At 45.9% G+C, this 11486-nt stretch carries 14 protein-coding genes and 1 pseudogene; 4 read left to right on the top strand and 11 right to left on the bottom strand.

All coding sequences use genetic code 11. The features are described from left to right. Positions 1-69 precede the first annotated feature (69 nt). Positions 70-1167: a permease gene (locus A1OO_RS11535; protein WP_017003111.1), complete on the top strand. Its 1098-nt coding sequence runs from the start codon at positions 70-72 to the stop codon at positions 1165-1167. Positions 1168-1298: 131 nt separating this feature from the next. Here A1OO_RS11535 and A1OO_RS11530 read toward each other — a convergent pair whose 3' ends face one another. Both A1OO_RS11530 and A1OO_RS11525 read right to left on the bottom strand, forming a co-directional pair. Then, on the bottom strand, positions 1299-1757 hold the full coding sequence (locus A1OO_RS11530) for a hypothetical protein (RefSeq protein ID WP_017003110.1): 459 nt from the start codon (positions 1755-1757) through the stop codon (positions 1299-1301). A 262-nt stretch (positions 1758-2019) separates the two neighbouring features. Next, positions 2020-2925, bottom strand: coding sequence for an MBL fold metallo-hydrolase (locus A1OO_RS11525; protein ID WP_017003109.1), 906 nt, complete (start codon positions 2923-2925; stop codon positions 2020-2022). A 104-nt stretch (positions 2926-3029) separates the two neighbouring features. Here A1OO_RS11525 and A1OO_RS11520 point away from each other — a divergent pair, with 104 nt between their 5' ends. After that, positions 3030-3917, top strand: a complete 888-nt coding sequence (locus A1OO_RS11520) for a LysR family transcriptional regulator (RefSeq protein ID WP_017003108.1) — start codon at positions 3030-3032, stop codon at positions 3915-3917. Positions 3918-4363: 446 nt separating this feature from the next. On the opposite strand, the gene A1OO_RS11515 is transcribed toward A1OO_RS11520, so the two are convergent. From A1OO_RS11515 to A1OO_RS11495, 6 genes and pseudogenes are all read right to left on the bottom strand, one after another. Continuing rightward, complete coding sequence (locus A1OO_RS11515) at positions 4364-4570, bottom strand: HEAT repeat domain-containing protein (protein WP_017003107.1); 207 nt, start codon at positions 4568-4570, stop codon at positions 4364-4366. A 304-nt stretch (positions 4571-4874) separates the two neighbouring features. Continuing rightward, positions 4875-5033: a hypothetical protein gene (locus A1OO_RS23575; protein ID WP_017003106.1), complete on the bottom strand. Its 159-nt coding sequence runs from the start codon at positions 5031-5033 to the stop codon at positions 4875-4877. Positions 5034-5043: 10 nt separating this feature from the next. Continuing rightward, a complete protein-coding gene (locus tag A1OO_RS11510) occupies positions 5044-5772 on the bottom strand; it encodes a zeta toxin family protein (RefSeq protein ID WP_017003105.1) in 729 nt (242 codons plus the stop codon). Between the two features lie 123 nt (positions 5773-5895). Further along, positions 5896-6393: pseudogene (locus A1OO_RS11505) on the bottom strand (tyrosine-type recombinase/integrase). 170 nt (positions 6394-6563) lie between these two features. Beyond that, entirely contained in the window at positions 6564-7019 is a 456-nt protein-coding gene (locus tag A1OO_RS11500) for a GNAT family N-acetyltransferase (RefSeq protein ID WP_017003104.1), read from the bottom strand. A 58-nt stretch (positions 7020-7077) separates the two neighbouring features. Then, a complete protein-coding gene (locus A1OO_RS11495; RefSeq protein ID WP_241819102.1) occupies positions 7078-7236 on the bottom strand; it encodes a hypothetical protein in 159 nt (52 codons plus the stop codon). A 342-nt stretch (positions 7237-7578) separates the two neighbouring features. Between A1OO_RS11495 and A1OO_RS11490 the strand changes: the two genes are divergently transcribed. Both A1OO_RS11490 and A1OO_RS23465 read left to right on the top strand, forming a co-directional pair. Continuing rightward, complete coding sequence (locus A1OO_RS11490) at positions 7579-7872, top strand: DUF6506 family protein (protein WP_016959973.1); 294 nt, start codon at positions 7579-7581, stop codon at positions 7870-7872. Positions 7873-8226: 354 nt separating this feature from the next. Then, on the top strand, positions 8227-8376 hold the full coding sequence (locus A1OO_RS23465) for a hypothetical protein (RefSeq protein ID WP_158008589.1): 150 nt from the start codon (positions 8227-8229) through the stop codon (positions 8374-8376). On the opposite strand, the gene A1OO_RS11485 is transcribed toward A1OO_RS23465, so the two are convergent. The 3 genes from A1OO_RS11485 to A1OO_RS11475 are packed head-to-tail and all read right to left on the bottom strand — an operon-like array spanning position 8348 to position 11485. After that, positions 8348-9760, bottom strand: coding sequence for an ABC transporter ATP-binding protein (locus tag A1OO_RS11485; protein ID WP_016959972.1), 1413 nt, complete (start codon positions 9758-9760; stop codon positions 8348-8350). The genes A1OO_RS23465 and A1OO_RS11485 overlap by 29 nt on opposite strands. Next, a complete protein-coding gene (locus A1OO_RS11480) occupies positions 9735-10553 on the bottom strand; it encodes an ABC transporter permease (protein WP_017003102.1) in 819 nt (272 codons plus the stop codon). The genes A1OO_RS11485 and A1OO_RS11480 overlap by 26 nt, the downstream gene beginning before the upstream one ends. Then, positions 10550-11485 carry an ABC transporter permease gene (locus A1OO_RS11475; RefSeq protein WP_016959970.1) on the bottom strand — a complete coding sequence of 312 codons (936 nt, stop codon included), beginning with the start codon at positions 11483-11485 and terminating at the stop codon, positions 10550-10552. Before A1OO_RS11475 ends, A1OO_RS11480 begins: the two co-directional genes overlap by 4 nt. Position 11486 lies beyond the last annotated feature (1 nt).

Raw genomic sequence — 11486 nt, 5'->3', positions numbered from 1 at the left:
TAGAAATGACAAATTCAGCTTTTTTAGGGAATTTACAGTGACTGATTAGACATCAGTAGGAGAATGAATATGAATCCAGAAATCATGACCATGGCAAAAGAAGCGCTCAATATGTTTGCGTTTCTAGCCACAGAGCTAATCATCTTGTTCCTAGCAATCAGCTATATTGTTGGCATTTTGCAAGAATTTCTTACCCCAGAAAAAGTTCAATCCATCCTGAGTTCGAAAAAGGGGAAAGGTTACTTTATCGCCGCGCTATTAGGTTCGATCACCCCTTTTTGTTCTTGCTCAACGATTCCTTTCCTAAAAGGTTTGTTGCGTGCGAGAGCGGGTTTCGGCCCTATGATGGTGTTCCTATTTGCCAGCCCATTGCTTAACCCAGTCATCATTGGTTTGTTTGTGATCACCTTCGGCTGGAAAGTGGCAGTATTTTACTTTGCCGTCGCAATGACAGTGTCAGTTGTTGCTGGTTACACCCTTGAAAAACTGAGCTTTGAGCGTTATGTAAAACCAGAAGCGTACGAAGCAGCAGGTGCGTCTTCATGCGGTACTTCTTGTGGTGACTCAAGCGAGAAAAAAGCTGAAGAAAAACCTGTATTAAGCCGTGCTACAAGTGCATATTGTGAACCAGCGCCAATGGCGGCGAAAACCTCTTGCTGTGGTGATAGCGCGCAAAAAGCTGAACCAAAAATTGAAGTATCTTGCTGCTCAGCAGACGGCAGTGCGACAGCAACGATTATTGAAGACAAAGAACCAAGCCGTTGGGTACGAATTTGGCACTCAACCTGGAAAGATTTCAAGCAAGTCTTCCCATACCTAATAATGGGTATTGCAATCGGCTCGTTAATCTACGGCTTCATACCGACGGATTTAATTGTCAAATACGCAGGTGAAGCGAAATGGTATGCGATTCCAGTTGCAGCGGTCATCGGTATTCCCTTGTACATCCGTGCTGAAGCGGTCATTCCACTCAGTGCTGCACTGGTACAAAAAGGCATGGCGTTAGGCTCAGTAATGGCACTTATCATCGGTAGTGCGGGTGCAAGTCTTACAGAAGTGATTCTTTTAAAATCAATATTTAAGAACCAAATGATTGCAGCCTTCTTATTTGTCATCCTAACCATGGCAATCGGCGCAGGTTACCTATATAGCTTTATCTTTGCTTAAACTAAATAAAAATCCTCGAGCGATTGCTTGAGGATTTTTTTCTTTTAGGGGGACGACAATTGCAGAATTCTATGAATGTTGAGAGTATCAGTGCTAACAAATAAAGGCGCAAAACTGTCTCAGCGATTCCGTTAATCTTGAGGGTTTTGTTTCGCACTGATGTCGGCATAGGTGTGAAGCAGCTCTGTCAGGGCGTTAACCCAGCCAAATACATCCACAGGTGCATTTTTCAATGTTGCTTCAACGTGCTCACAATGTGTTTCAAGGGAAATTGCTTGCTCCAATCGAAACGATATTGCATAGAAATGCCACAGGATTAATCGTGTCATCCTTTCGCTATTTTGCTTCGCATTGTCTGAGTCATCAAAGGCTTGTTGATTTTCACTCAGTGCGATAGCGGTCATACGCAGCATGGCATCAAGGCGTGCAGACAATAGGCGCTCTTCGCTGTCTACTTCTTCTTGCTCAAACGTGAAAATTTCACTCATCACGTCCTCTGGCACCATTCGGCTTATGATGCGAGCACTAAACTCTTCCAGTTCATGGCGTGGCATGGTGACGAGACAGTCAAAGGTGTAATCGCGAAGCATAAGGTCACTCTAAGTCGTTATAGATTTCAATAGTCGCATTCTAAATGCTGAAGTGTGATTTGCCACGGTTTTCTTAGCGCGGCAGGCTTCACCAATCCCCTGATGATGAAAACCACAATCAGTTCCTTGGCAGAAGAGGAAAGCCTACCTAGGGAGGTTTCGGCAGCGAGCGCTGCATAAAGAGGGTGTGAGTGATTAGACAATGAGCCTTGAATTGGCGGGGTGAGAAGAGGCCAGAGTCTTGCTCCAGCCTTTTTTTGTTTTATTTGGCGTCTACATCATACCAAGGGAAAGGCCCCATAAACTCGTCCGACAAAATGCGCCAGATGTTCATTTCCAACCACTGATCGTAACCCACCCAATTCTCATATTTGGGTAGCTTCAATACTGAGGGGATCAGGAATGGGTTTGTGCCTTTCTGTAACTCCGCATAAAAGCCGGCACGTAAATCCTGAATGAACGCAAGTTGGGCCTGAATTTCCTCTTTGCCGCCACCTTGAAGAGGGTTCTCTCCTTCATTGTGAGAAAACACCGCACGGTCGAAATCCAGCGCGAGAATTTCACTCAACGAACGTTCCCATTCACGTGGGTTGAAATCCGGTACGACAGCAAAGATGACACGATTAGGTGTCACCAGATCGGCAATGTAGGCAATGCGCTCTTTCGGTAGCACGAACACAGTCATACCCATGCCGTGGTTTAAACCCAGAAAATGCAGTTCAACCTTGGTATCACCAAACATCATATCCTTGCGAGAGCCCGACCACGTATCAGTCGGATTGACCATATCCGGATAAGGGTTGGCCTTAATCCACTTCGCGGCATCTTTGTGAGCAAGAATTTTGGCGCCCTGATCAAGGAAGACTTGCCCGCCACTTGAGTGATCCCAGTGGTTGTGCGTTTGAAGCGCCCAGACAATCGGTTTATCTGTGATCGATTGGATTTCTTTAACCATGGCTTTCGCGTGAGGTGTGTTGATCGTTTCAAACACAACAACGCCTTCATCGGTCACTGCAAACATGGAGATATACTCTCCAGATTGCGAGAAAGTGTAGATGTTTTGGGCAATCTCTACAGCCTTCGCTGACGCCTTTGCCTGCGCAAGCGGCGCACTGATAAATGCAATATATGCAATAAATATCGAGGTAAGTACCTTGAACCTTTTCATGTGGTCATTCCTTGTTAGTCCTTTAGTGACAGAAGGTAACAGTTGTGACAATGAGTAAAGAAGGTGCTAATTTGCATTTACGGAATGTTAAAAATGCAATAAGTATGATCACTCACGAACAAGCGTTTCTTCAGGTCGTTGAATCTGGCAGCTTTAAAAAAGCTGCGCTGCATCTAGACGTGGAAGCTTCATCGCTCAGTCGAAAAGTCGCGGCATTGGAAGCAAGGCTTCAGGTCAAACTGCTTCAGCGCTCAACGGCGCGTTCACTGCCCACCGAATTGGGACAGGCTTACTACAAAGGCCTTAGCAAACTCACCATCGAGCAATCTGCGCTGGAAGAGGAAATCACCGGCGGCTCATCTTCAGTTCGAGGGCGATTACGAGTGAGTGCCACGGTGGATTTTGGCGAGCGGTTTCTGGTTCCTGTCATTTTACAAATCCAAAAACAGGCTCCGGACTTGTCGGTGGAATTGTTGCTTGGCAGTGACGTAGACAATCTGCTTGAGAAAAATCTCGATGTGGCGTTTCGCTTTGGGCCGCTAGCTGATTCTTCGCTCTATGCACGGCAGGTGGGCGACATTCCCCGCGTGTTGGTGGCAAGCCCTGATTATCTAGCGAGAATGGGAACACCGAAAAAACTCGACGATCTGAAATCACATCAGTTTGTGCTGTATTCGCTTTATCAAGCGAGAGTGGATATTGCGTTTGAAGATGGCAATCTGTTTTCACATCAAGGCATTCACAGCAATGTGGCTGCCAACAGCTTACGGTCAATTCGCCCTTTGGTGGTCGCAGGAGCAGGGATCCATTGGGGGCCAAGATGGTTGTATCAACAAGATCTGGATTCAGGGGGTGTGGTTGAGTTGCTTCCACAGCACCCCGTGAAAGGCTTCTCGATTTTTGCCGTTTATACCGCAAGAGATTACCTACCCCAGAAAACACGGCTGTTTATCGATTGTGTTGTCGATCAGCTCGCTGAACTTCGGGACTAAAAAGGAACTCGAGAGGGAGCGGTTAATGGGTGAGAGGGTTTTGGACAAGAAATGAGCTGACTAGGCCAATTACTTGGTCGCTAAATTAATAATAAAAGCTAATGACTGTTCGACTACAGTTAGCTACCCTCTTGGATCTTATTGGGCGACAGATGCCATAAATATGAATCTACATCCCCCTGAATTCCATCTTTTGAATCTTCGAATGCGGGACATAGCTTAGGGTTTGATAAGCATTCACTCCACATTTTCTTTACTTCTAACAGGTCTGCATCTGTAAAAAAAACTCTTGGTCACTTAGTATATTATGGGCGCTCCACTTACACTCGTAGTTTGAATAAAATAGCATTCGAAATATATCCAGAAACTCCAAACTACACTCATGAGTTTCAAGCGCATATGCCAAAGTAGCACAACGGTTACTTTCGATCGGATTCAGAACGCCGTCAATCAGATACAGCTCGCTCATCTCCAATATCCCTGAGGCCCAAGGCTGCCGCATTCCTAATATCACTACTTTTAGAAGCTAATTTCCCAATAAAAAATGAAACAACATCATCATCGCCAATAAGTACAAGTTCATTTGTTACTTTCAACAATGTCTTCCAATCTGAATTAGTAAACTTTGCTTTAAGACTATCAATATCTTTCATATTTTTAGATTATCTCTAAAAGTAGGTCACGTTTTATCACGTTTCGAAAACGGGTGATTCAATAGTATGTGGCGCACTGGCATATGCTGTGTGTCCCAAAAGTGGAAAAGTGAATGTTCGGATTATAAAAATCAGGGTGAATAGGAGACTTTTAAATACCTCATCAAAAATGATGCAGGCTCACTTGGGGGCAAAAATGATGGAGATTTAGATGTACTGATTCATACGAACTATGTACGGAAGTTACTGGCTTCGAAGTTTTAGATATGCCAATCATAGTTCATGACTGGCAAGCAGAATAGAATTATCCCTGAACAGAATGGGCTTTTTGGATAGTTTTGTTTTGAGACTCTGTCGCTGCGACAATGATGCGCTTATAAACCTTGTTTTTATCACCCGCAGATGCGTTACGAACAAATCTCGCAAGTGGTGAGGTCGCATTGTTGGCTTTAGAATCAATCATCACGCTTCTCCTAGTGCATGCTAGCACCTACTATTTCTCTTACAACTTCCAAAGTATACGCTGGATCCAAATACGGTTGCAAACTGCTCACATCGCTGTGATGGCTGTGGGTCGTTCCATCGTTATCTTTAAGAAGCAAATCCACCTGAATTTGAGAGCCATATTTTTCTTTAAGTTGTTCGATAACTTGCTGAGAACCAAAGAACTGTTCAACAAAATGCTCTGGTAAGATTCTTCTCCCTTCGACCTTCTCTCTTGCCTTTACAAAGTTCCACGCCAGCTCCGGTCGTTGATAGACAAAAACCACTAATACCATCCTGTCCTTTCTTAGCGAGCGGCTAATGTTTTTATCCGCAACATTAAAGCTAGCCAACGTTCCATCAAGAAGAAAGCTCTGGTTATTCTTAAAAATCATATCCATAGCACGTTCGACAAGAGTAATCACCGCAGCTTGGAATAAGTATGAATTGTTACCATTGTAATCTTCAAACTCCTCCCTTAAATCATCAGGATCTAGGCGCAAAACATGCCCACCATCTTCAGTTAAAGCTGCGACCAGCTCCTTAGATGATTCAGTTTTCCCTGCGCCTGGAGATCCGCTCATAAACACAGAAACTGGATCCTTCTCTGGAGCGTAGATACTGGTATCAGTCAGTCTGCGGCAAATCCTAGTACGATTTTTCTTGGCAAAATCCAAGGCCTTTTTCTGAATAGCCAACTCGCTGGGTGAAAGTTCCAATTCATTTTCTCCAGTGGAAAGAAATCGCCTGCAACCCAAAGAGGCACAGGCAATTTTCACGTTGTATCGTTTATAGAGCTTTTAGCTAATCAATTTCTTAAAAGGAGTATATCAACCACATCTCTATATATCTGTATCTTCGGAAATTTTAAGCGCATCTTCGATCTCGACACCAAGATAGCGAATGGTGTTATCAAGTTTCACATGCCCTAAAAGTAGTTGTACCGCCCGGATATTTTTTGTTCTCGCATAGATCAGCGTTGCCTTAGTCCTTCGCATGGAGTGGGTCCCATACTGCACAGCGTCAAGTCCAAGTGTCGTTGCCCACTTTTTTATGATGTGGGCGTAGTAGGAGTAGCTCATTGCGCCCCAGTTTTTCTGGGGCTGGGAAAGATAAAGTCCTGCGGCGAAAGTTGACTGACAAACAACCACTGGCTAAGTGCGTGTTGAGTTTTTGTTGTTATCTCAAATTGAACATCCCGTTGCGTTTTGCTTTGCTTGAACAGAATTCTGGGATAAATGATGCCTGACGACGAAATGTCGCACTTCAAACTTGAAGCTAAGAAGTTTAAATGGTTTCTTTTGCCCTAAGTGTCGTCTCTGTTTATTAGTAGTCACCATGCTCCACCTCCATGGTTATTTGAGTGACTAGTTAATTTTAGGAATGACAGTTTTGGATAATATTACCTAATGCGAATTGGGGAACCGCAATTTTTTTAGAGCAATTGACCTAAGAAGGAAAGGGGCAAAAGTGTGTTGGAACATCACCTCGACACTATTCGCTGAAAAACTCATCGGTACAATGTCCTTACCCAACACATAGGCACAAACCTGATGCCATTAAATACCGCTTCGCTGTCGGTGGTGTTGAAACCTTGGGATGCGTAAAAGCTGACTGAATTAACCGATGCCCTTAAACGAACTTCGTCGGCATCCGCTAGCGCTAACAGGTGCTGCAAAAGTAGCTTACCTAAACCCCTTCCTTGATAATCACTATCGACGAACAAATGCGTTATATAGTCTTTGTCTCTGATCGCGCCAAAGCCGATCAATTTTCCATTATCAGTCATTTTCGCACTCTGAAAGCACGTTCGATCAAACGTCGTTTCTACGTCCGGCAGGATTTTCGTGGTAAAGAACTCCCGCCCTTCTTCACTAAAATGTGGAAGGATACTTGTATTGGCCACATGACCAACCAACTCAACGACTGATGCTAAATCGGCGAATTCCGTTTCTTCGATAATCATTATTCACTCTTCGCTCATATGACGACTGACACCGGATAGTTAATTGGATAATTAGGGGTTACTCACTCACTTCAATTTTTGAAAGTGGACAAAAATAGTAAGTCCCACCAGCGATTAACGCGCCAAGTACGAAAGCGAACAAAACATTGAAGTCAAAACTCAAGGCGACTTGGATCGAAATGACTGAACCAACACTAGCAATAATGACTACCGTCATAGAAATGCGCCAAGCTTTATCACAATGAGAACAATGCTTTGCACGCATCGTCCGTGTAAACAGAGCTTTAGAAAAAGGTATCGTTCTTTCATTGCAGTGGGGGCATTTCAACATACGTATTTATCCAAATGACTAAAGTGATAAACATCAGCTAAAACTGACATGACAAGAAGTTGCGGACACGCCTATGTGCCCTTCCCCACCAAAAAACGTCGGTTTAGCGAGCCGGATGTTTTAATGCATTAAACTAAAACATAAAGTCTGATATAGCGGAAACCCTATCGGTCAAACATCGGCAACGAGCTCATTTAATGCGACCATAAACACAACCAAGGATGCCCTATGATTTCCCGCTACGGTTTCATCATAAAATCACCGGACTACCAGAAAGATCAGCATCAGTCTGTAATTGAATCCCCTCTGTTTCGCTCAGAAATTCTCGGCGTGAGTTCAGATGAAGAAGCAATTGACGCAGCCAGACAGCTCATTGCCAATGGCGCTCAAGTGGTCGAGCTTTGCGGTGGGTTTGGTCAAGAGAGTGCTGAAAAGATCATTACTAAGCTGGACAGCGATATCCCCGTTGGGTTTGTGGCGTTCTCAGAGTGCGAAATGAAAAAACTGGATGGGCAAGCCTAAAACTGATGTGTTATTTCCGTGATCCGCTGGGATCAGTGTTACGCCTAGGTTTACTTGAACACCCAATAAACGCCATTTGAGTGTTAATAATACGCAAAAAAACCTCAAATTTTGAGGGCTGAAATGTCGTCTTTTGTTCATAACTCATTCGATTTACGGCAATTTTTGCCAACTACTGTGAGTTTATGCAATCTATTGTAATGGAACGTAAATTCAGTATTCACATGCTGACTCCCCCCTTACTATGCCTGAAAAACAACAACGCCCCACGGTTAATAACACGCGATAAATTATAACGTTACGTCACGCTAACTTATTGCCACGGGTATAAAAACAGACTTTTGGAGCTTGCGCATGTCTACACCAACTCAAAACAAACACAAAACATCATCCATCAAACGATTCATGGCATTTATCGTTAACTTTCCACCGTATTTGTATTTCCCTGTTAAACAGAAAGCACCTGAAAAAACCGTCAGCGATAGCGTAAAGGAAAGCGCGTAACCGAGATTGAAAGCACCGAATCACAGCACTTCTCGATCAGGTTTTTATCATGGCTAACCAACAACACGGCGCAGTGCTGTTCCTTTGCTAGCATGATCAAAAGCTCCGTCACTTCTTTGGCAATGATAGGGTCGAGACGAGATGTGGGTTCATCGGCGAACAAGAACACAGGGTCGAGCAGCAGCGCACGAAGTATAGAAAAACGCTGTAGCTCGCCGCCAGACACGGAAGTACTTCGTCGTTCAAGCAACTCAGGGGCAAGTTTGAGCTTTTCCATCAAGTGCGCAACCTTCTGCCGATCAATGCTATGAAGCGTGGTCAGATCGTCCAGTAGCGTCCCAAGCGTAACGCTTGATGTAACAGCGGATGGTGGGTCTTGAAACAGTTTGAGCCATTGGTAAGGGGTAACGTTTTCACCCAACTTTTCAATTTTTCCCTCTAGGGGCGGGAGTAACCCGAGTAGTGTGTCACCCAGCGTACTTTTACCGCAGCCGCTGTCGCCCACCACACCCATGACTTCACCTGCATGCAAGGTGAAAGAGATGTCTTTCGCGAGGGATTTGTGTTGGCGACCAATGCTTAAATCGCTAACGGTCAACACAGGCTTAGTGAATGCTTGTGGGTACGCACTTTTTTGCCAATGACGAGGGTCTGCGGCGATCAGTGCTTGGGTGTATGCGTGTTGCGGCGTTTCGAGTACTTGTGATGCAGTGCCTTGTTCAACCACGGTGCCTTCTTTCATCACAATGATGTCGCCACCAATTTGGCGAGCAACATCAATGTCATGGGTGATGGTGAGCAAGCCGCCACCTTGGGCGCTTTTCCGCAAAAGGTTGATGATGTCGTCTCTGCGGCTAACATCCAGCCCTTTAGTGGGTTCATCGGCCAGAATTAAGGTCGCGCCGCCTGCTGTCGCGGCTGCCACTGCCAAACGCTGGGCCATACCACCAGAAAGCTCGCCGGGTCGTTTCAACGCACTGGATTTCAACCCCAACTCATCCAAATCATAGATTGCGTTATCAAAGGCTGATTCTGGGGTTTGCTCGTGCACGCACTCATACACTTCTGCCACTTGTTGATAGCTTTGCATCAATGGGTCTAATGCGCGCCAAGGTTCTTGAGGCAACATGATCATTTGTTTGCCCCAGCGTGTTTTCAACGCGGGTATATCATGAGCTTTTCCCAGAACTTCAACCCGACCGTGTTGCTGCAATGTCACGGGTAGCAAGCCGATGATCGCTTGCGCTAACAGGCTTTTTCCTGATCCTGTTTGACCGAGAATGGTTAAGGGTTTGTCCTGAAAGAGCGATAGCGAGAGTGGCTCAAGCAGCGACACATCCCCCGCGGTGATCGACAGATCAGTCAATTGAATTAATGGGGTCATCGCCTGTTCCTGCTAAAAGATGAAAACCTAACACCAGCATTGCGACCACAACCAAAGGTTGCGCCAACACCCAAGGTGCTTCGATATAGAACGGGAAGAGTTCGACACTCATTAACCCAAGTTCAGCGAGCGGCGGCTGAATGCCGACAGCGACAAAGCCGAGCGATGCCATCATGAGGATGGCGTTTGCTCCCCCAAAAGCGGCCATGGTTAATATCGAAGGCAAAATAGCTGGCCAGATATGACGTTTGAATTGATACCACTTTCCAAATCCCATCATGGCGGAGAGTTGTCTTTCTGGGCTATTGATTCTCGTGCGAGTAATGACACGAGTGACGCGATAATACTCAACCCACTGAACCAGTGAAATCGCCAAATAAAGCACAAGGAATGAACCTGGCGCAATGGCGGCAAGCAATAGCACCATGACCAAACCCGGCAAGGCGAGAAGAATGTTCACCAACACATCTAAGGCTTGTTCAACGCGTCCTCCCGCCCACGCAGAGCACACGCCTAGGGCGACACCCAACACCGATGACGTGATCACGCACAGCAAACTTAATGAGAAAGACAGCGTAATGGCACTGGCAAGGCGTGTTGCCATATCCCGACCGAAATGATCAGTCCCTAGCCAGTGCACACTGTCTGGTGGAAGTAAGGTCATGGCGAGATTTTGTTGTTCCATGGTGTAAGGCGATAGCCAGTTAACGCAGAGTGCAAAACCAAACAACACAAACAACACAAACAAAATGGATAATCCGATACGTTTTCGAGGCGTGAGATTTTTTATCATTGTGCTTCTCTCCCTCTCGGATCGATCCAATAACACGCGACGTCGATAACGCTGTTCAGTAACACAAACAAAATGCCCATCGCGAGCGCACACCCTTGGATGACGGGAATGTCACGCGCAAAAATGGCATGCGCTAATCCATGCCCAACACCCGGCCATGAAAACAGTGATTCGATCATCACGATGCCTTCAATCACGCTCACCAGTTGAATGCCGATAAACGCGATGACGGGTACGGCCATGTTTCTCACACCATGACGGAGAAAGGTTTGTACCTCAGACAGCCCTTTGACGCGGGAGAATTGATAGAAAGGTGAATGCAGGACGTTGAGTGTGCTTGCATGCACCACGCGGTTAGACACAGCGGCCAAGCTAATACCAAGTGTGAGGGCGGGCAGCACTAGGTGTTGCCACGTGCCAAACCCTGCGACGGGAAGCAGTTGCCATTCCATCGCAAAGATCAGGATGAGTACCAAACCGAGCACAAATACCGGCAGCGCTTTGGTGCAGGTGGACAGCCAAACAAGCGCACTGTTAATGGCCCCGCCTTTTTTTGCTGACCAAATCCCTAAGGGCACGGCAATCAGCGAAGACAACAAAATCCCAAACACCGCCAGTAGAAGCGAATGACCGAGCTGGTGAGCAACGGCTTCACTCACTGGCAAGCCGCTCACGAGTGAATTGCCAAGGTTGAATTGCATCAGCTCCATCAACCAACTGACATAACTGCTGAACCAGCCTTGGTCGAGGTTGAGTTCTTCGCGCACCAAATCGGCGGCGGCGGTATCTACGTTGTCTTGCCCGTATCGGCTTGCTGCAATGCGATACGCCATATCACCGGGTAAACTTCTCATCATAATAAACGTGAGGGTACCAACCCCCCAAACCACAAGAACCAATTGGAATAACCGCTTTTTAATCAGCAAAAGCATG

Source organism: Enterovibrio norvegicus FF-33, assembly GCF_000286835.2.
GTDB lineage: Bacteria > Pseudomonadota > Gammaproteobacteria > Enterobacterales > Vibrionaceae > Enterovibrio > Enterovibrio norvegicus_A.
Note: the sequence above shows the minus strand (reverse complement) of the source record. Positions and strands in the feature narration are given on the sequence as shown.

Excerpts from the sequence above, each read along its gene's own strand:
- A1OO_RS11535 (WP_017003111.1), top strand. The coding sequence starts at position 70 with ATGAATCCAGAAATCATGACCATGGCAAAAGAAGCGCTCAATATGTTT.
- A1OO_RS11530 (WP_017003110.1), bottom strand. The coding sequence starts at position 1,757 with ATGCTTCGCGATTACACCTTTGACTGTCTCGTCACCATGCCACGCCAT.
- A1OO_RS11525 (WP_017003109.1), bottom strand. The coding sequence starts at position 2,925 with ATGAAAAGGTTCAAGGTACTTACCTCGATATTTATTGCATATATTGCA.
- A1OO_RS11520 (WP_017003108.1), top strand. The coding sequence starts at position 3,030 with ATGATCACTCACGAACAAGCGTTTCTTCAGGTCGTTGAATCTGGCAGC.
- A1OO_RS11515 (WP_017003107.1), bottom strand. The coding sequence starts at position 4,570 with ATGAAAGATATTGATAGTCTTAAAGCAAAGTTTACTAATTCAGATTGG.
- A1OO_RS23575 (WP_017003106.1), bottom strand. The coding sequence starts at position 5,033 with ATGATTGATTCTAAAGCCAACAATGCGACCTCACCACTTGCGAGATTT.
- A1OO_RS11500 (WP_017003104.1), bottom strand. The coding sequence starts at position 7,019 with ATGATTATCGAAGAAACGGAATTCGCCGATTTAGCATCAGTCGTTGAG.
- A1OO_RS11495 (WP_241819102.1), bottom strand. The coding sequence starts at position 7,236 with ATGACGGTAGTCATTATTGCTAGTGTTGGTTCAGTCATTTCGATCCAA.
- A1OO_RS11490 (WP_016959973.1), top strand. The coding sequence starts at position 7,579 with ATGATTTCCCGCTACGGTTTCATCATAAAATCACCGGACTACCAGAAA.
- A1OO_RS23465 (WP_158008589.1), top strand. The coding sequence starts at position 8,227 with ATGTCTACACCAACTCAAAACAAACACAAAACATCATCCATCAAACGA.
- A1OO_RS11485 (WP_016959972.1), bottom strand. The coding sequence starts at position 9,760 with ATGACCCCATTAATTCAATTGACTGATCTGTCGATCACCGCGGGGGAT.
- A1OO_RS11480 (WP_017003102.1), bottom strand. The coding sequence starts at position 10,553 with ATGATAAAAAATCTCACGCCTCGAAAACGTATCGGATTATCCATTTTG.
- A1OO_RS11475 (WP_016959970.1), bottom strand. The coding sequence starts at position 11,485 with ATGCTTTTGCTGATTAAAAAGCGGTTATTCCAATTGGTTCTTGTGGTT.